This window comes from Kribbella polygonati, assembly GCF_050320105.1.
In the GTDB taxonomy this organism is placed as follows: domain Bacteria; phylum Actinomycetota; class Actinomycetes; order Propionibacteriales; family Kribbellaceae; genus Kribbella.
Genome location: NZ_CP190129.1, coordinates 3,207,716 through 3,226,556 on the forward strand (window position 1 = coordinate 3,207,716; position 18,841 = coordinate 3,226,556).

Genomic DNA, 18,841 nt, shown 5'->3' on the forward strand with positions numbered 1-18,841 from the left:
AGGGATTGCGATGAGGCGTGGGGCCGTCGCGGCTGCTGGTGCCGCGGTGTTGTTGGTGTCGGGCTGCTCGAGCAAGGGAGCCGTTCCCGAGCCCACGCAGGTCGTGACCGTCACGGTCCCCACCGCTCCCCCGGCCGCGGCCGGCGCCGTACTCGGACCGACAGGCCCGAGTACGGCGAAGCCCTGCAGCGGTACGGCGATCCCGGTCGGCACCGACCCGCAGTCGATCATCGACGCCGCCCCGGCCAACACCACGTTCTGTTTCACGCAAGGCGTGCACCGGCTGTCGAAAGCGATCCAACCGCGGACAGGTGACACGCTCGGCGGGCGCCCCGGTGCAGTGCTGAGTGGGGCCGTCAGCTTGACCGGCTGGAAGCGCACAGGCACCAGTTGGTCCGTGCAGGGCGTGCTGCCACCGGCGTACACGCTCAAAGGCCAGTGCGAGGACAACAAGACGAACCCGTGCCAACTGGGCGAGCAGCTGTACCTCGACGGCAAGCACCTCACCCGGGTGATGAGCCTGCCCCAGGTCAAGCCCGGCACGTTCTACGGCGACTACAGCACCAACATCCTGTACGTCGGTGACGACCCGACCGGGCATCTCGCCGAGCTGGCGCGCGCCCAGACCGCGATCGCGAACACGGCCGAGAACGTGACCGTCACGGGCCTGACGATCGAGCACTTCGCCAGCCGCCCGCAGGCCGGCGCGCTGCAGGCCGGCCCCGGCTGGAAGGTGCTCTCGAACGAGGTCCGCTGGAACCACGCCATCGGCATCATGGTGAGCCAGGGCGACCGGGCCGAGGTCAGCCGGAACACTGTCGCCGACAACGGCCAGCTGGGCATCGGGCAGTACAAGTCCGCCGACGTCCGGATCAGCGCGAACCTCGTCACCCGCAACAACACCGACGGGTTCTGGATCGCGGACTGGGAGTCCGGCGGGATCAAGTCCACCCGGTCCTCCGGCGAGGTCAGCGGCAACGACATCGTCGCGAACCGGGGCATCGGGATGTGGAGCGACATCGCCGAGTACGACCGGCGGATCACCGGGAACCGGATCCGCGACAACGCGGCCGACGGCATCCGGTACGAGATCAGCTACGCCGGCGTGATCGACCAGAACGTCGTCGAGCACAACGGGTTCGGCACCGGCCGCGGGTCCGGCGGCACGCTCTGGGACGGCGGCGGGATCAACGTCAACACGTCGTCCGACGTCCAGGTCCGGGGCAACCTGATCAAGGACAACCGGAACGCGCTGTCGATCCAGTCGCGGACCCGGGGCGACGGGCCGCGCGGCACGTACGTCCTGAGGAACGTGCTCGTCGAGGGCAACCTGTTCGTGATGACCGACCCGTCGTCGACGCTCGGCGTGGTGGAGAACAAGAAGTCGCCGACGCAGCCCGGCGCGATCACCTTCCGCCGGAACAGCTACCAGGGCGCGGACAAGTTCGCCTACCACGGCAAGTCGCTGACCTGGTCGCAGTGGCAGCAGTCCGGCTTCGACAAGGACTCAGTGAGCAGCTGACCGTCTTCGGTTGCGCAGCCGGTCCGCGTCGCAGATCGCGGCCGCGACCAGCAGGTGCAGCGTCATCGACGACAGGTCGGACAGACCGCTCTCGTTCAGCGAGGCGACGGTCACGTAGCCGAGCAGCACCGCGCCGCAGGCCCTGACGTACGGCGTGGGCGCGCGGAGGACCGAGATCCACGCGACGATCAGCGCGACCGCGACGATCGCGACCGCGAGCAGGCCGGTCTCCCAGTACAGGCTGAGCCAGCTGTTGTCGATCGCCATCACGCCGATGTTGCCCTCGCCGGTGAGCAGCAGGATCCGCTTGTTGCCGAGACCGTGGCCGATGATCATGGTCTGCGTCGAGACCTTCTCGTCGATGACCGCCTGCCAGCTCGTCGTCCGGCCACTCAGCGAGGTGATCTGCTGCGTGCCCTGGCCGCGCAGCAGCCAGGTGTGCAACGACCCGATCGTCAGGAACGCGAGCCCGAGCAGCCCGGGGACCACCAGGCAGGCGATCCGGCCGAGCCACGTCTTCCGGGTGACGATCAGCGCGACCACCAGGCCGGCCGCGACCGCCGCGGCCGCCGTCCGGGTCCGGCTGGCCGCGACCAGGATGCCGCCGAGCCCGATCAGCGCCACCGCGGGCAGCGTGGCCAGTTTGCGGCAGATCAGGCCGACCAGGGCGAGCCCGAGCATGATCGCGCCGACCTCGCCGACGCGCGGCGGCAGCATCGGGATGATCACGCCCTGCAGGCGGTAGCCCGCGCCCAGGGTGCGCAGCGGCCGCCACGCCTCCGACGGCGAGTACGCGAGGCTCAGTACGACGGTTGCCCCGAGCAACAGGTGTGCCCACAGGTGCGCCCGGACCAGCCGCTCCGGTACCCGGACCAGCGGACGCCAGAGCAGGAAGACCAGCACCAGCCCGATCAGGAACCGGGCCAGCCGGGTCAGCGGCCCCATCGGCTCGGCCAGCAGGAACGCTGTCGCGCACGCGAACAGCACGTACATCACATAGAGCCAGCTGGCCGGGTTCACCCGGGTCCGGAACCCGGGTTTGGTGGCCGCGATCGCGACCAGGAAGACCGCACCGAGCAGCAGGCCCTTCGCCATGCTGTTCGTGGACCCGGTGTCGCCCTGCGGCGACGCCACCCGGGACGACCACGGCTGCACGCCGAGCACGAACAGGCACCACAGCATCAACCAGAACCAGGCCGGTCGCTCGTTCGTGTTCTCGACCGTGCCTGGGACGGGTGGCGCCAGCGTTGCCTGCATCAGTCCAGCGGCTTGTAGTTCAGCGGGATGCCCAGCGTCTCGTCCTGGGTCGCCGTGCCGATCAGTACGACGCCCAGCACCGGAGCGCCGGCGAACTGCAGCGCACCGGTCAGCCGGGCGACGTCCATCTCCTTGTCGAGGCCGACCTGGACGACCAGCACCGACGCGTCGACGGCCGCGGCGAGCGGCGAGATCCCGTGCCGGCCGACCGACGCCGGGCCGTGGACGACCACGGAGTACCCGGGCGGCAGGTCCGCGACGATGCCGGGCACCAGCGACGGGCCGACCGCCTCGGCGGTCTCCTCGTGGTTGAGGCCGGGCGGCAGCACGTACAGGTCCGCGACGGTACCGGGCCGGAACAGCTTGCGGGCGCGGATCGCGCGGGTGGCCGCCGGCTCGTTGACCAGGTCGGTCAGCCCTTCGTGGCCGGTGAGGTGCGGGAGGACCGGCGTACCTTCGATGTCGGCGAGGACCAGCAGGGTCTCGCGGCCGTCGCGGGCGTTCGCCTCGGCCATCGCGAGCGCGATACCGGCGGAGTTCGGGGTCGGGGAGGCGGACACGACCAGCAGCGCGCCCGGGCTGCCGCCGGCGACCGCGCGCGGGTTCAGCTCCCGCCGCGCCAGCGCACCGCTCGCCTCGGCGCCGAGCGCGGTGATCTCGTACTGCGGGAGCTCCGGGGCGGACCGCTGCCAGAACCGGCGGCGGTGTCCCTCGGAGGCCGCCATCACCGGGGCGCTCGAGGCCCGCGCCGCCTGGTCCCGGGTCAGGATGTACGGCGTCAGGTGCGAGCGGAGCAGCGCGAGGCCGAAGCCGAGCACCAGGCCGAGGATGCCGCCGACGAGGATGTCGCGGGCAACCATCGGCGACGACGTGGCCGTGTCGGTGGTGGCCGGCGCGACCAGCTGGCTCGCGGCGCCGACGGCCGACAGCGCCTTCAGCATCGCGGCCGCGTCGTCGGCGGCCTGCCGGGCCTCGGTCGCGAGGCCGACCCGCTGGTCGCGCAGCGCCGCCGCGGTCTGGTTGTCGCCACGTCCGACGGCCTCGTTGATCTGGCTGACGAGGCTGCGGGACTGCGCGGTCGCGGTCTTCGACCGGGCCTGCGCCTGCTCGGCCAGGTTCGTGAGCAGGCTCTTGGCCTCGTTGTTGCGCTGCGCCAGGTAGGCCGCCGCGATCGCGTTCGCCCGGTCGACGGCCTTCTGCGCGGTCGGACCGTCGGTGCTGATCAGGTACGCGTTGTCGGTGACCGCCTTCACCTTGGTCGCCGCGGCCAGGTCCTGGAGGGTCTTGTCGTCGCTCGGCATCCCAAGGGACTTGACCACGGCTTTCAGCAGCGTCGGGCTGGCCATCACCCGGGCCTGGGTCTCGGCCGGCAGGTCCATGCCGAGCGGGCCGGTCTTGTCCGCGCCGGCGGACAGCTTCCCGACCAGGGCCGGCGGTACCGCGGGGCCGATCACCAGCTGACTGGACGCGGTCCAGCGCGTGGTCTGCGAGAGCGCGAACACCGAGCCACCGAGCAGCCCGAGGAGCACGCAGCCCATGATCAGCCACTTCTGCCGCAGCAGTGACTGGGCGGTCTCCCGCCAGACCACAGTGCCCGGTTCCATGCAGTACCTCGCTCGAGTCGATCACGGCCAGCGCCCCAGGATATCCACAGGCCGCGGCGGCCAGGGCAGACGATCTCGCTCCGGTGCTCTACTCTCTGTCCGGGGGAGCTTCGGAGAAAGCTTGTGTACGGCGTCGTGAGGCGGCGCCGGATTGTCCTAGGGGGGACATGACGAAACGACCGCTGTTCACCCGGCTGCGCCTTCAGCTGGGCATCGCCGGGACCGTGCTGGCCGTCGCAGGGACGCTGCTGCTCGCGCCACCGGCGCAGAGCGTGGAGGCGTCGCTGTCGGCGGTCGACAGCTCGAGCTGGCAAACCAACGCCAGCGTGCAGGGTCTCGCGGTCGCCGGCGGCAAGGCGTACGCGGGCGGGCGCTTCACCAGCGTCCGGCCGCCGGGCGCCGCGGCCGGCACCGGCGAGGTCGCCCAGGCGTACCTGGCGGCCTTCGACGCCGACACCGGCGACCTGGTCACCGCGTTCAACCCGGTGCTGAACGGTCAGGTCTACGCGGTCGCCGCCTCGGCGGACGGCTCGCGGATCTTCGTCGGCGGCGACTTCACCACGGTCAACGGCCAGACCCGGAACCGGATCGCCGCCTTCGACACGGCCACCGGCGCCCTGGTCGCGAACTGGAAGCCGTCGGTCTCGTACCGGGTGAAGACCATCGCTGTCTCCGGGACGACGGTGTACTTCGGCGGCTCGTTCGGCCTGGTGAACGGCCAGACCCGCAACCGGCTCGCCGCGGTCACCACCGACACCGGCACGCTGTTGCCGTGGGCGCCGGACGTGAACGGCGACGTGTACGCCGTGGACGCCGCCGATGACGCGTCGAAGGTGTACGCGGGCGGCCAGTTCAGTACGGTCAACGGCACCAGCCAGAACACCGTGACGAGCCTCGACCCGGTGACCGGCGCCGTCCTGCCGTTCCCCGGCGCGTCCGCCGTACCGCCGCCGAACGGGTCCTGCACGACCCGCGTGAAGACCATCGACGCGAGCGGCGACACCGTGTACTTCGGCAACGGCGGTGACGGTGGCGGGTGCTTCGACGGCACCTGGGCGGTCGACATCGCGACCAACACGCTGAAGTGGAAGAACCAGTGCCTCGGCGCGACCGAGGCCGTCAAGGTCGTGAACGGCTGGCTCTACAAGGGCTCCCACGCGCACGACTGCGCCAACCAGGGCGCGGGCGGTTTCCCGCAGGGCTTCGACTACCGGTTCCTGCTGTCCGAGAAGCTGTCCGACGGCTCGCTCGGCCCCTGGTACCCGAACACCGACGCCGACCCGAACAGCGTGACCAACGTCGGCCCGCTGGCGTTCGCGACCGGCGGCGACGACCTGTGGGTCGGCGGCGACTTCCTGCACGTCAACGACGCACCGCAGCAGGGCCTCACGCACTTCACCAACGCGCTCCCCGGTGCGGCTCCGGCCAAGCCGGCCAAGTTGACGCCGTACAGCGTCCGTCCGGGCGCGGTGCAGATCAACTTCCCGACCGTGGTCGACAACGACGACAGCACGCTGACCTACCGGCTGCTCCGTGGCTTCAGCAACACCACGATCGCCACCTGGACGGTCAAGTCGACGCCCTGGGACCGCCCGTGGATCCACTACACCGACACCGGCGTGACGCCCGGTGAGTCGACGAACTACCGCGTCGAGGTCACCGACGGCAGTACGACGATCCGCGGCAACTACTCCGACCCGGTCACGGTCGCCACAACCGCGTCCACGGCGTACGACCAGATCGTCAACGCGGACGGGCCGCAGGCGTACTGGCGGCTCGGCGAGGCGGCCGGTGCGACGACCTCGGTCGACTCCTCCGGGCAGAGCAACACCGGCCCGTTCACCGGCGTCACGCTCGGTGGTCCCGGTGCGATCGCGGGCAACACCGCGATGACGACCAGCACCACGACCGGGCGGATGGTCGGCGCGAAGGCGTCCAGCATGCCGCAGCAGTTCACGGTCGAGGCCTGGGTCAAGCAGAGCGGGCTCAACCGCGGCGGCCGGATCATCGGGTTCGGCAACGGGAAGACCCAGAGCACCGCGATCAACGACCGGATGCTGTACATGCGGACCAACGGCGCGATCGTGTTCGGCGTCAACGACGGCGCGCAGCGCACGCTGACCAGCCTGTCCGGCAAGAACGACGGCAACTGGCACCACGTGGTCGGGACGTACGACAACGGCGCGATGAAGTTGTACGTCGACGGCGTGCTGAGCGGCAGCGCCCAGGTGGGACAGGCGTCGCTGTACTACGGATGGTGGCGCGTGGGGTACGACAACAACAACTCGTGGCCGGGCGGCGGTGCGACGCAGACCGGGATGGGCATCGACGAGGCGGCGGTCTACCCATACGCGTTGACCGGCGCTCAGATCCAGTCTCACTACGCGGCCAGGTGAAAAGGCTTCTCTAGCACAAAGTCATAACGCGCGCAGGAGACTCGCTTCCAGTGGGCCTCCTGCAGCGCTAATGTCCGACGCTGGTGCGTGATGAGGCACGCGCTGTAGGACCCCGCCTGTGTTAGGACACAAATGAAGAAGTTAGTGCTGGCCGTTGTCACTGCCGCGGCCGTTCTGGCCGCTGCGCTGATCCCGTCGGGACCGCCGGTGCAAGCGGCGACGCCGGGCTTCGCGTCCGCGGTGTCGGCGATCAAGCAGACCTCCTGGCAGACCAACAACAGCGTGAACGCGCTGGCGATCGCCGGGGACACCGTGTTCGCGGGCGGGCTGTTCACCAGGCTGCGGCAGCCGGGGATGGCCTCCGGGCAGGCACCGGAGACGAAGCGCTCGTACGTCGCCGCGTTCAACCGCAAGACCGGTGCGCCAACGGCCTTCGCGCCGGTGCTGAACGGCCCGGTGTACGCGATCGCCACCAGCCCGGACGGGAAGTGGGTCGTGATCGGCGGCGACTTCACGATGGTGAACGGCGTCCGGCGCAGCAAGATCGCGATGTTCTCGGTCGCCACCGGCAAGCTCGTCGCCGCCTGGGACCCGGTGGTCGCCGCGCGCGTGAAGGCGCTGGCCATCTACGGCAACAGCGTGTTCGTCGGCGGGGCCTTCGGCAAGATCGACGGCGTGGTCCGCAACCGGCTCGGCGCGGTCCGGCTGATCCAGGGCGACCTGCTGCCGTGGAACCCGAACGCGAACGCCGACGTGTACGCCGTCGACGTGTCCGACAACGGCACCCGGGTCTTCGTCGGCGGCCCGTTCAGCACGATCGGCGGCAAGGACCACTACTCGCTGGCGATGCTGAACAACACCACCGGCGCCGCCTTCGACTTCCCCGCCGCGGCCGCGATCCCGAAGCCGACGGCGACCTGTACGACGCGGGTCAAGGACATCGACACCCTCGGTGACAACGTGTACGTGTCCAACGGCGGCGACGGGTCCGGCTGCTACGACGGCGTACTGGCGGCGTCGGTGTCGACCGGCAAGCTGCTGTGGAAGAACACCTGCCTGGGCGCCACCGAGGCGATCAAGGCGATCGGGAACTGGCTGTACAAGGGCTCGCACGCGCACAACTGCAGCTCGTCACCGAACGGCTTCCCGGACGGCACCGGCACGCACTACCTGCTGGTCGAGAGCACGATCAACGGCAACCTCGGGCCGTGGTTCCCGAACACCGACGCGAACCTGAAGAGCACCACGAAGGTCGGCCCGCTGGCGATGGCCGGCACCGACACAGACCTGTGGGTCGGCGGCGACTTCCTGCACGTGAACGGCAAGCTGCAGGTCGGCATCACCCACTTCACGAACGCGCCCGGCGGCGCGGCTCCCGCCGTACCGAAGGCTCCGACGCTGACCGCGACGACGGCCGGCCGGGTGTACGTGAGCTACGCCGACTCCTACGACGTGGACAACCTGACGCTGACCTACAACGTGTTCCGCGGTTCGCTGAACATCGGGTCGGCCAAGTACACGACGTACTTCTGGCAGCCGCGCAAGACCTACCAGGTCGTCGACCGCGGGCTGAAGCGCGGCTCGACGTACTCCTACCACGTCGAGGTGCACGACGGCCGCAACATCATGAAGGGCGCCACCGCCTCGGTGAAGATCCCGTAACTGTCCCTTCCCGATCGACACCCTCAGTCGTAGCTTGGTGACTGGGGGTTCGATCATGGGGACAAGACTCTTCGTTGCGTTGGGCATCGGTGGACTCGTACTGGGGGTACTCCCACCGGAGCCCGCGCACAGCACCGGAGCGAGACTGACGGCCGTGGCCGCCGCGAGCTGGCAGACCGATGCCAGCGTGCTCGGCCTGGCCGTTGCCAGGGGCAAGGTGTACGTCGGCGGCCGGTTCACCACCGTCCGTCCGCCGGGCGCGGCGCCCGGTACCCGCGAGGTGACCCGGACCTACCTGGCCGCGTTCGACCAGCGCACCGGCGCGCTCGACGCCACGATGAACCACGACCTGAACGGCTTCGTCTGGGCCGTGGTCGCGGCGCCCGACGGTTCCAGGGTGTACGTCGGCGGCGACTTCACCCGCGTCGACGGTCTGGTCCGGAACCGGCTCGCCGCCTTCGACACCGCGACCGGCCGGCTGGTCCCGACCATCGCGCCGCGGGTGTCGTACCGGGTGAAGGCCCTCGCGATCGGCCGGACCAGCCTGTACTTCGGTGGCTCGTTCGGGCTCGTGAACGGCGTGACCCGGAACCGGGCGGCGGCGATCAGCACGGTCACCGGCGCGCTGCTGCCGTGGAACCCGGACGCGGACGACGACGTCTACGCGATCGACGTTGCCGACGACAACTCGCGGGTCTACCTGGGCGGGACGTTCGCCACGCTCCGCGGGAGGAGCCGCTGGGCGGTGGCCAGCGTCAACACGACGATCGGGGTGCTGCTGCCCTTCCCCGCGGCGTCCGCCGTACCGCTGCCGAGCAGCACCTGTGTCTCGCGGGTGAAGGACATCGAGACGTCCGGCAGCCGGGTGTTCTTCGCCGACGCCGGCGACGGCCGGGGCTGCTTCGACGGGACCTGGGCCGCGGACGTTGCCACCGGCAAACTCCTCTGGAAGAGCAGCTGCCTGGGCGCGACCGAGGCGCTGGCGATGGTGGACGGCTGGCTGTTCAAGGGATCGCACGCGCACAGCTGTCCCGGTACGTTCGCCGACGGCAGCGGCACCCACTTCCTGCTGCTCCAGAACCCGGCGACCGGCGCCCTCGGCCCGTGGTTCCCGAACACGAACGGCGGCCCGCCGACGCTGGTCGGACCGCTCGTCGCGGCCAGTGGCGGGAGCGATCTGTGGGTGGGCGGCGACTTCACCGAGGTCAACGGTGCCGGGCAGCAGGGGCTGACCAGGTTCACCAACCTCGGCCCCGGCGCCGCGCCACTGCGGCCGGCGGTCCCGACCCTGTCCCGTCCGGCGATCGGTCAGGTGCGGGCCACGGTCCGGGCCTCGCTCGACAACGACGACGTACGGCTCACCTATCGCCTGCTCCGCGGTGCGTCGAACACGGTCGTGGCCACCACCCGGGCCAGTTCCGCGTTCTGGTACCGCCCCGACGTCACGCTGACGGACACCACGGCGCCGACGAGGACCACTCAGAGCTATCGCATCGAGGTGTCCGACGGGCATCACGTCGTACGCGGCGGGTACGCCACCGTCACTGTGCGCTGATCCGCCGGTGGGCGGCGATGGCTCGGTGGGCCTCGTTCCACCACAGCAGCAACGTGGCGAACGAGGCGCCGGCCAGGCCCCACGCCGCGCCCTTCGGACCCCACAGGTACGCGCCGGAGATGCCGCAGACGATCAGGATCACCGACGAGATCAGCCGGACGCGCAGGCCGCGGGTGGCGGCGGTGAGGGCGCGGAGGATCGCGAAGGCGCCTGCGTTCGAGGCGCCGAGGGCCTGCAGCAGGATGACCGGGATCAGGACCGTGTGCGCCTGGGTCCAGACGCCGGGGCCGAGGAGCTCGCGGCCGACGACGGCCGGTAGCAGCAGGAAGACGGCGCCCCACGCGAGCGCCCCGGCGCCGACGCCGAACGAGATCGCCAAGCCGACCAGCCAGAGCCTCCGGTACGAGTGCTTGAGCGCCCGGGCCGCCTCGGGGACCGAGATCATCCGGATCCCCTGGTTGAGCACGTTGACCGGACCGAGCAGGACCTGCGCGCCACGGATGCCGGCGGTGGCGACCAGGCCGGCGGCCGCGGTGATGCCGAGCATGTAGACCTGGATGGTGCCGGAGACCGCGAGCATCTCCCCGACGTACTTCGGGCTCAGGTCCCAGTTGCGCTGCACCCATTCGCGGATCAGCTGGCGGCGGGGCGCGACGCCTGCTTGGAACCGGCCGGCTGTCGCGGCGATCACCGCGCCCAGGCCCCAGGCGAAGGTGAGGGTGAAGGCTGAGGTGGTTCCGGTCAGGTAGAGGGCAGCGAAGATCGCGAGCATGGCGAGCAGCCAGATCAGGTCGTTGATGAAGGCTTTCTGGCCTTCGCCGACGACGAAGAACGCCCACCGCCACGCGTCCTGGAGGAGCAGGCCGGGCATGGTGAGGGCGAAGGCGAGCAGGACGCCCTTCGACGGAACGCCTGGAAACGCGGCGATGGCGAGGCCGACGAGCATCGCCAGCAGACCACACAGCACGGCGGTTGCCGTGCTGGCCCGGACGGCTCGTTGCCAGGCGGGCGTGCGGGTTCCGGAGTAGCGGACCGCGAGGGGTTCCGTCGAGACGGCGCGGGAGACGTTGAGGGCGATGGTGTAGCCGCCGAACGCCAGTGCGTAGATGCCGAAGTCGGCGACCGTGCTGGAGCGGGCGACGACCACGCCGACGGCGAGGTTGCTGAGGCTCGACAGGCCCTGGTCCGCCAAACCCCAGGTGGCGCGACCGGCCGGACCGGCCAGCCGACGCAACTTCGGCCGCCGGAACTTCACCGCCCCAACCTAGACTAGAGCGCGCGCGGCGGATGCCGGAGCACGCCCAGGAGGAAGCGCGGGATGCCCAGCACGTACCGCTTCCAGAGCCGCCGCGGCTCCTTGTACAGCCGGTAGCTCCACTCCAGCCCGGCGCGCTGCATCCAGCGCGGCGCGCGGTCCAGCCGGCCGGTGTGGAAGTCGAACGCCGCGCCGACACCGATCAGGATCGTCGCGTTCAGCCGGTCCCGGTGGTCGGCCATCCAGCGCTCCTGCTTCGGCGCGCCGAGCCCGACCCAGACGATGTCCGGCCGCGCCTCGTTCATCCGCGCGACCGTCTCCGCGTCCTCGGCCGCGGTCAGCTCCCGGTACGGCGGGCACTCGACGCCGACCACCTTCAACGCCGGGTGCCGGTCCTGGAACCGCTCGCGCAACTCCTCCGCGACACCGACCGCGCCGCCGTAGAAGTACTGTGTCCAGCCGCGGTCGGCCGCCTCCGCGAGCACCCGCTCGAGCAGGTCCGGCCCGGCGACCCGGTCCATCTCCGCGAAGCCTGCCTTCTTCCCCGCCCACACCAACGGCATGCCGTCCGGGACCGTCAGCCCGGATGTGTTGTAGACCTCGGTCAGCCGCGCGTCGGCGCGCGCATGCAGCAGCGCGTTCATGTCCGACACGCACACCAGCTGCCGCTCGCCGTCGTCGATCCAGCGCGCGAACGTCGCCACGGTCCGGTCCAGGTCCGTCACGCTGACATGGATGCCCAGAACATCTACTCGACTCACGTGTCGTCCCCCGTCAGCTTGGCGAGGTCGGCGTCGACCATGATGCGGACCAGTTCGGGGACATAGACCTGGGCCTTCCAGCCCAGCTCGGTCATGGCTTTGGACGCGTCGCCGATCAGCGAGTCGACCTCGGTCGGGCGCTCGTACCGCTGGTCGTGGTCGACGTACTTCTCCCAGTCCAGCCCGACGTGCTCGAACGCCAGCGCCACGAAGTCGCGCACGGAGTACGACGTACCGGTCGCGATCACGTAGTCCGCGGGCGTGTGGTGCTGCAGCATCCGCCACATGCCCTCGACGTACTCCGGGGCGTACCCCCAGTCGCGGGCCGCCCGCAGGTTGCCGAGATACAGCCGGTCCTGCCGGCCGCACGTGATCGCGGCGACCGCGCGGGAGATCTTCCGGGTCACGAACGTCTCGCCACGGCGCGGGGACTCGTGGTTGAACAGGATCCCGTTCACCGCGAACATGTCGTACGCCTCGCGGTAGTTGCGGGTCATCCAGTAGCTGTAGAGCTTCGCGGCACCGTACGGCGACCGCGGGTAGAACGGGGTGTCCTCGTTCTGCGGCGGGGGCGTCGCGCCGAACATCTCCGACGAGCTCGCCTGGTAGAACCGGCAGTCCAGCCCGATCATCCGGATCGCCTCGAGGAGCCGCGTCGTACCCATGCCGGTGGTGTCGCCGGTGTACTCCGGCTCGTCGAAGGACACCCGGACGTGCGACTGCGCGGCCAGGTGGTACACCTCGGCAGGCTGGATCGAGGCGAGCAGCGTCACCAGGCGCGAGCCGTCGGTGAGGTCGCCGTAGTGCAGGAACAGCCGCTTGTCCTCAGCATGCGGGTCCTCGTACAGGTGGTCGATCCGCTTGGTGTTGAACGTCGACGCCCGGCGGATCAGGCCGTGCACCTCGTAGCCCTTGGACAGCAGCAGCTCGGCCAGGTACGAACCGTCCTGGCCGGTGATACCGGTGATGAACGCTTTCTTCACGACACATGCTCCTGATACCAGGCGTACGTGGCGGCGACACCGTGTTCGAGGGAAATGGACGGCTTCCAGCCCAGCGCCAGCAGCCGGCTCACGTCGAGCAGCTTGCGCGGGGTGCCGTCCGGCTTGGACAGGTCGTTGCTCAGGGCACCGGTGTAGCCGACGGTGCGGGCGACCAGCTCGGCCAGCTCGCGGATCGTCACGTCGGTGCCGACGCCGACGTTGATCGGCTCCGGCTCGTCGTAGTGCTCCAGCAGGTGCAGGCAGGCGTCCGCGAGGTCGTCGACGTGCAGGAACTCGCGCCGCGGCGTACCGCTCCCCCACAGCACCACTTCCTCGGCACCGTTGACTTTCGCCTCGTGGAAGCGGCGGATCAACGCCGGCAGGACGTGCGACGACGCCGGGTCGAAGTTGTCGTTGGGCCCGTACAGGTTCGTCGGCATCGCGGAGATCCAGCGCAGCCCGTACTGCCGGCGGACCGCCTGGACCTGCATGATGCCGGCGATCTTCGCGATCGCGTACGCGTCGTTGGTCGGCTCCAGCTCGCCGGTCAGCAGGCTCGACTCCTGGATCGGCTGCTCGGCGTACTTCGGGTAGATGCACGACGAGCCGAGGAACAGCAGCCGCGGGGTCCGGACCTCGAGGCAGGCGTCCATCAGGTTCACCTGGATCCGCAGGTTGTCGCTGAGGAACTCGGTCGGGTGGTCCCGGTTCGCCAGGATCCCGCCGACCCGGGCGGCGGCGTCGACCACGACCGCGGGCCGGTGCTCGCGCAGGAACGCGAACGTCGCGGCCCGGTCCCGCAGGTCCAGCTCCTGCGAACTCGCGCCGATCAGGTTCGTGTACCCGGCCGCGTCCAGGCGCCGCCAGATCGCGGAACCGACGAGACCACGGTGGCCGGCGACGTACACCGGTGCATGCAAATCCATTCAGTACGCTCCTGCGCCGTAGATCACCGCGCGCACGGTCTTCCAGAGAATCAGCAGGTCCAGCGTCATCGACCAGTTGTCGACGTACCGCAGGTCGAGGCGGACCGACTCGTCCCAGGACAGGTCGCTGCGGCCGCTGACCTGCCACAGGCCGGTCATCCCGGGTTTCACCAGCATCCGCCGCGAGTCGTCGGCGGCGTACAGCGCGACCTCCTCGGCCAGCGGCGGGCGCGGGCCGACCAGCGACATGTCGCCGCGCAGCACGTTGAACAGCTGCGGCAGCTCGTCCAGCGAGAACCGGCGGATCCAGCGGCCGAGCGGGGTCATCCGCGGATCGTTGCGCATCTTGAAGATCACGCCGTTGCCGTCGCTCAGCGCGTACAGGTCGGACAGCCGCTGCTCGGCGTCGACGTACATGCTGCGGAACTTCAGCATCGTGAACTCGGCGCCCGCACGGCCGACGCGCTGCTGCCGGAACAGCATCGGGCCGGAGCTGGTCAGCTTGACCGCGAGCGCCAGCCCGATCAGCAGCGGGGACAGCAGCGCAATGATGCCGAGGGCAACCACCCGGTCGAAGACCGCCTTCATCAGGTGCGGTCCGCCGCTCACCGACGGGCGCTCCAGGTGCAGCAGCGACAGGCCGGCCACCGGGCGGACCGAGATCCGCGGGCCGGCCACCTCGATGATGCCCGGCGACACGATCAGCTCGACGCCGCGCTGCTCGAGCGCCCAGGACAGCCGGCGCAGCGACTGCCCGGCCAGCTCGGGGTCGGTCGCGATCGCGACCACCTCGACCGCGTGCCGGTCGGCGGCGGCGAGGATGTCGGGCTCGTCCAGCTCGTCCGGCTGCAGCGGGGCGTCGGCCTTGTTGTCGTCGTGGCCGTCGCCGCGGGGCCGGCAGGTGGCGACGACCCGGAAGCCGTCGGTCGGGCGGCTCTCGAGGTGCTCACACAAGGTAGCGGCCGGGCCACTGCGCCCGACCACCAGAACCCTGTGCATACAGCGACCTCGGACCCGGTGCCGGTGCAGGTCCTTGCGCAGCGCGTACCGCAGCAGCAGCGCGGCGATCACCATCACCGGGATCGCCAGCACCACGAAGCCACGCGCGATCATCGCCTTGGTCACGTACGACGTCATCGCGACCGCCGCGGTCAGCCCGACCCCGGCCCGCAGCAGCGACCGGAACTCGTCCGGGCCCGCGCCGAAGAACCGCGGGTCGTACCCCTTCGACAACGCGACGACCGCCACCCAGGCGACCGGCAGCAGGCTGCTCACCACCAGGTAGCTGGAACCGACGTGGTACCCGAACCGGGTCAGCAACGCGATCGAGACGCCGAGCATCGCCGCCAGCAGGTCCCCACCCACCGCGGCCCAGCGGTACACCCCCACCCAGCGCGGCTCGGTCGACCGCGAGGGCAACGGCACGATCGCCGGCACCTCGTGCGGAACGACCCAGAGCGGGCGACGGCCTTCCCGGCTGTCGACCGCGTCCGGCGCTTCTGCTCCGCTCACAGCGGCCCCTGTTCCCTCCCGCAACCGCTCCGTCACTATCAGTGTCCGGTCCGGCGTGCAGTGTGTCCTTGTTAACCCGCGTGTCGTCGCCGAGTCACCGAAGATTACTACGCGGGCAGGTCGCGGGCGACGACCGGCGGGGCAGTACAAGTTTGCATGTTCCTGACCGGGGGCTACCGGTGCTAATCTCCCGATGGGGGGACGGTGCGACTGGGGGGCCAGCCGTCTGGTGCGGGGTAGCACTGTTTTGGCTGGGGGGCCAGGCACATGGGGCGGATCTTCGGCGCTGGCGTGCACGCGAAACGCGCGACCGGCATACTTCTTCTGGCCGTCGCGATGGCGTCGGCCTCGATCCCACAGGTGGCGAGCGCCGCCGGGTCGACCGTCGTCTCTCTGACGTTCAACGACGGTCTGATGTCGCAGTACACCTACGGCAGGCCGGTGCTGCAGGCGCACAACATGACCGGCACCTTCTATGTGTCCAGCAAGGTCATCGAGGCCAACGCGCCTGGCTACATGGCCACCTGGCACGTCGACGACCTGTACCGCGACGGCGACGAGATCGGCGGCCTGACCAAGGACCACGTCGACCTGACCGATCCGGGCACGACCCTGGCCTACAAGCAGGACCAGGTCTGCAGTGACAAGGGCCGGCTGAGCGCCCTCGGTTACGACCCGAAGAGCTTCAGCTACCCGTTCGCGGCAGTGGACGCATCGGCCGAGGCGATCGTGCAAGGCTGCGGCTACCTGTCCGGCCGGACCGTCGGCGGGCTGTACGCCGGCAGACCCGCCAACGCTCTCCCACCGGCCGACCCGTACTGGATCAGCACGCCCGGCGCGGCCGGGTCGCCGATCCAGCTCAGCGACCTGCAGGACGCGGTGAATGTTGCCTCGAGCAACGGTGGTGGCTGGGTGCCGATCGCGTTCGACAGCGTCTGCGGCGCCTCGGACCCGAACTACTCGTCGTGTATGAGCGGCTGGCATCCGATCGACTCCGGCGTACTGTCGGCATTCCTGGACTGGCTGCAGAACGGCGCTCCCGCGGGGACGCAGGTCGAGCGTGTCCGCGATGTGATGGGTGCCCCGGCACAGCCGGTGCTGCCACCGCGGCCGACTTGGGCCTCACTGACCTTCGACGACGGCGACGAGTCGCAGTACGGCGTCCGCCAGATCCTTGCCTCACACAACGTTCACGGCACCTTCTTCATCACCACCGGTGCGCAGGACGGCCAGGAGGCGGGCGCGATGACCTGGGCCCAGATCCACGCCCTCGCGAACGACGGCAACGACATCGGCGGGCATACGCTGGACCACACCGACATGACGGCGACCGGCACGAACTACGACTACAAGTGGCACGAGGCGTGCTACGACAGGGCGCGGCTACAGGCGCTGGGCTTCTCGCCGCAGAACTTCGCCTACCCGTTTGCGACGTTCAACGCCGAGGCAGCAGGCATCGTGCAGGCGTGCGGGTACCAGAGCGGGCGCACGGGCGGCAGCCTGCTGGTCGGCGGACCGCTGTTCAGCGAGACCGTTCCGCCACCGGAGCCCTGGTCGTACAAGGCGCTCGGCACCTACGACAACGGACCGATAACCCTGCAGTGGCTGCAGGACGCCGTCAACGGTGCCGCGGCCCGCTCGGGGGGCTGGATCCCGATCATCTTCCACCAGGTCTGCTATGCCGGGACGCCTGGGTTCGACACCTGCATGAGTGGCTACCGCACGGTCTCCGACACCACGCTGATCCAGTTCCTGGACTGGGCCGCGGCGAACGCGAACCGCGGCATCTCGGTCAAGAGCATCTCCGAGGTGCTCAACGGCACCAGCACGGTGCCGAACGTACGGATCACCGCACCGGCGCTCGGCGGCACCGTGCAGGCTCCGCCGCAGATCACCGGTACGGCGGCCACCACGGGCGGCAGCGTGACGGTCGACCTGTACGCCGGGCCGTACAGCACCGGAACCCCGATCGAGTCCGAGACGGCGACCAACAACAACGGTGCGTGGTCGACGACTCCGGCCGGCGCGCTGACAGTCGGCAGCACCTACACCGTGCAGGCCAGGCAGACGGACTCCGGCGTGACCGGGTACAGCGCGCCGATCACCTTCACGATCGGCACCGACACGACGCCGCCCGCGCTCCGGATCAGCGCACCGGAGAACGACTCGCGGACGAACGTCACCACGCCGACGATCAGCGGCACAGGTGGTACGGCGCCCGGTGACAACGCCGCTGTCGCCGTCCGGATCTACAACGGCACCGCCACGACCGGCGCGCCCGTCCAGACGCTCAACACGACGATGGACGAGCTGGGCTCGTTCTCGGTCACGGCGGCCACACTGGCGCAGGGCACCTATACCGCCGTTGCCTCGCAGTCCGACGCAGCCGGCAACACCGGCACCAGCACAGTGGTGTTCACCGTCGACACCACCCCACCGGTCGTCCGGATCACCAGCCCGGCCAGCGGCTCGGCGGTCACAACCACACCGTTCACCGTGTCGGGAACCGCCGGCATCACGGCCGGCGACATCGCCCAGGTGACGCTGACCGTACTGAGCGGCACCACCACCGTCCGCACGCAGACCGCCGCGGTCGCCGCGAACGGCACCTGGAGCAGCTCGGTCGCGGGTCTCCCGGCCGGGACGTACACATTGCAGGCCGGCCAGGCCGACACCGCAGGGAACACCGGGCACAGCAGCAACGTGCCTGTCCAGACCCGCAGCGCCATGACCATCTCGAGCGTGTCCCCGTCGACCGCCGGACAGGGCGCCACCCAGCGCACGATCGACGTGCTCGGCTCGGGCTTCACCGGCGCCACGACCTTCTCGGTGGGCGGCGCCGGCGTCACCGTGCTGGCGAAGAACCTGCTCAGCTCGGGCTGGGCCCGACTCACCGTGAACGTCGCGGCTGCTGCGCCGACCGGAGCCCGCGACGTGGTGGCCGGCCGCACCGGCACGCTCGACGCGGTGTGCGCGAACTGCCTGACCGTCGCCGGCGCGCCCGTGCCGACCGGCGCATCGCCGGCCACCGTACGGACCGGCTCGTTGCTCGCGACCGTCGGGATCAACGGCAGCGGGTTCAACTCCACCTCACAGGTCAGCATCTCCGGCAACGGGATCACCATCGTCGTCTCCGGGCGCAGCGCCACCCAGATCAGCCTGACGCTGATCGTCAGCTCCACGGCCACGCTCGGCGCGCGCAACGTCACCGTGACCAATTCCGACGGCGGTTCCGGTACTTGTACCGGGTGCTTGACCGTAACCCGGTAAATGCGGTCTCCATAGTCTCGAAAATTCCATTCAGGGAATGGCGAACAAATTCAAAGAGAGGCAGCCGGCGGCCGCAATCGAACGGTCGCCGGACGATAATTTCACGGGAATTGCCGACGCGATTCTGTGTTCATTGCT

12 protein-coding genes are annotated in these 18,841 nt (G+C 70.0%); 5 read left to right on the forward strand and 7 right to left on the reverse strand.

Features of this window, described 5'->3' with window-relative positions; translation table 11 throughout:
• The first annotated feature begins 10 nt into the window (after nt 1-10).
• Entirely contained in the window at nt 11-1,522 is a 1,512-nt protein-coding gene (locus tag ACQHIV_RS15305; RefSeq protein ID WP_427894818.1) for a right-handed parallel beta-helix repeat-containing protein, read from the forward strand.
• Here ACQHIV_RS15305 and ACQHIV_RS15310 read toward each other — a convergent pair.
• Together ACQHIV_RS15310 and ACQHIV_RS15315 are read right to left on the reverse strand one after the other, a co-directional pair.
• Nucleotides 1,508-2,779 carry an O-antigen ligase family protein gene (locus ACQHIV_RS15310; RefSeq protein WP_427894820.1) on the reverse strand — a complete coding sequence of 424 codons (1,272 nt, stop codon included), beginning with the start codon at nt 2,777-2,779 and terminating at the stop codon, nt 1,508-1,510. The two genes, ACQHIV_RS15305 and ACQHIV_RS15310, sit on opposite strands and share 15 nt — an antisense overlap.
• Nucleotides 2,779-4,383 carry a Wzz/FepE/Etk N-terminal domain-containing protein gene (locus tag ACQHIV_RS15315; RefSeq protein WP_427894822.1) on the reverse strand — a complete coding sequence of 535 codons (1,605 nt, stop codon included), beginning with the start codon at nt 4,381-4,383 and terminating at the stop codon, nt 2,779-2,781. The genes ACQHIV_RS15310 and ACQHIV_RS15315 overlap by 1 nt, the downstream gene beginning before the upstream one ends.
• A gap of 167 nt (nt 4,384-4,550) precedes the next feature.
• Here ACQHIV_RS15315 and ACQHIV_RS15320 point away from each other — a divergent pair, with 167 nt between their 5' ends.
• The 3 genes from ACQHIV_RS15320 (at nt 4,551) to ACQHIV_RS15330 (ending at nt 9,996) form a co-directional block, all read left to right on the forward strand.
• On the forward strand, nt 4,551-6,779 hold the full coding sequence (locus tag ACQHIV_RS15320; RefSeq protein WP_427894824.1) for a LamG-like jellyroll fold domain-containing protein: 2,229 nt from the start codon (nt 4,551-4,553) through the stop codon (nt 6,777-6,779).
• Nucleotides 6,780-6,911: 132 nt separating this feature from the next.
• Nucleotides 6,912-8,441, forward strand: coding sequence for a fibronectin type III domain-containing protein (locus ACQHIV_RS15325; protein WP_427894826.1), 1,530 nt, complete (start codon nt 6,912-6,914; stop codon nt 8,439-8,441).
• 55 nt (nt 8,442-8,496) lie between these two features.
• Complete coding sequence (locus tag ACQHIV_RS15330) at nt 8,497-9,996, forward strand: fibronectin type III domain-containing protein (RefSeq protein ID WP_427894828.1); 1,500 nt, start codon at nt 8,497-8,499, stop codon at nt 9,994-9,996.
• Here ACQHIV_RS15330 and ACQHIV_RS15335 read toward each other — a convergent pair.
• From ACQHIV_RS15335 to ACQHIV_RS15355, 5 genes are read right to left on the reverse strand one after another with little or no spacing between them, the layout of a single operon-like run.
• On the reverse strand, nt 9,983-11,251 hold the full coding sequence (locus ACQHIV_RS15335; RefSeq protein WP_427894830.1) for a hypothetical protein: 1,269 nt from the start codon (nt 11,249-11,251) through the stop codon (nt 9,983-9,985). The genes ACQHIV_RS15330 and ACQHIV_RS15335 overlap by 14 nt on opposite strands.
• Before the next feature lie 14 nt (nt 11,252-11,265).
• The gene (locus tag ACQHIV_RS15340; protein ID WP_427894831.1) at nt 11,266-12,012 is read right to left on the reverse strand and encodes a WecB/TagA/CpsF family glycosyltransferase; all 747 of its coding nucleotides are present in this window, start codon (nt 12,010-12,012) and stop codon (nt 11,266-11,268) included.
• Complete coding sequence (gene gmd / locus ACQHIV_RS15345) at nt 12,009-12,995, reverse strand: GDP-mannose 4,6-dehydratase (protein WP_427894833.1); 987 nt, start codon at nt 12,993-12,995, stop codon at nt 12,009-12,011. The genes ACQHIV_RS15340 and gmd overlap by 4 nt, the downstream gene beginning before the upstream one ends.
• Nucleotides 12,992-13,921, reverse strand: coding sequence for a GDP-L-fucose synthase family protein (locus tag ACQHIV_RS15350; RefSeq protein WP_427894835.1), 930 nt, complete (start codon nt 13,919-13,921; stop codon nt 12,992-12,994). The genes gmd and ACQHIV_RS15350 overlap by 4 nt, the downstream gene beginning before the upstream one ends.
• A complete protein-coding gene (locus tag ACQHIV_RS15355; RefSeq protein ID WP_427894837.1) occupies nt 13,922-15,433 on the reverse strand; it encodes a sugar transferase in 1,512 nt (503 codons plus the stop codon).
• A 267-nt stretch (nt 15,434-15,700) separates the two neighbouring features.
• Here ACQHIV_RS15355 and ACQHIV_RS15360 point away from each other — a divergent pair, with 267 nt between their 5' ends.
• Nucleotides 15,701-18,703, forward strand: coding sequence for a polysaccharide deacetylase family protein (locus ACQHIV_RS15360; RefSeq protein WP_427894839.1), 3,003 nt, complete (start codon nt 15,701-15,703; stop codon nt 18,701-18,703).
• Nucleotides 18,704-18,841 lie beyond the last annotated feature (138 nt).

Bases quoted from the DNA above. Each gene is read 5' to 3' on its own strand.
- ACQHIV_RS15360 (WP_427894839.1), top strand. From the start codon at position 15,701: ATGGGGCGGATCTTCGGCGCTGGCGTGCACGCGAAACGCGCGACCGGC.
- ACQHIV_RS15350 (WP_427894835.1), bottom strand. From the start codon at position 13,921: ATGGATTTGCATGCACCGGTGTACGTCGCCGGCCACCGTGGTCTCGTC.
- ACQHIV_RS15315 (WP_427894822.1), bottom strand. From the start codon at position 4,383: ATGGAACCGGGCACTGTGGTCTGGCGGGAGACCGCCCAGTCACTGCTG.
- ACQHIV_RS15310 (WP_427894820.1), bottom strand. From the start codon at position 2,779: ATGCAGGCAACGCTGGCGCCACCCGTCCCAGGCACGGTCGAGAACACG.
- ACQHIV_RS15305 (WP_427894818.1), top strand. From the start codon at position 11: ATGAGGCGTGGGGCCGTCGCGGCTGCTGGTGCCGCGGTGTTGTTGGTG.
- ACQHIV_RS15320 (WP_427894824.1), top strand. From the start codon at position 4,551: ATGACGAAACGACCGCTGTTCACCCGGCTGCGCCTTCAGCTGGGCATC.
- ACQHIV_RS15330 (WP_427894828.1), top strand. From the start codon at position 8,497: ATGGGGACAAGACTCTTCGTTGCGTTGGGCATCGGTGGACTCGTACTG.
- ACQHIV_RS15325 (WP_427894826.1), top strand. From the start codon at position 6,912: ATGAAGAAGTTAGTGCTGGCCGTTGTCACTGCCGCGGCCGTTCTGGCC.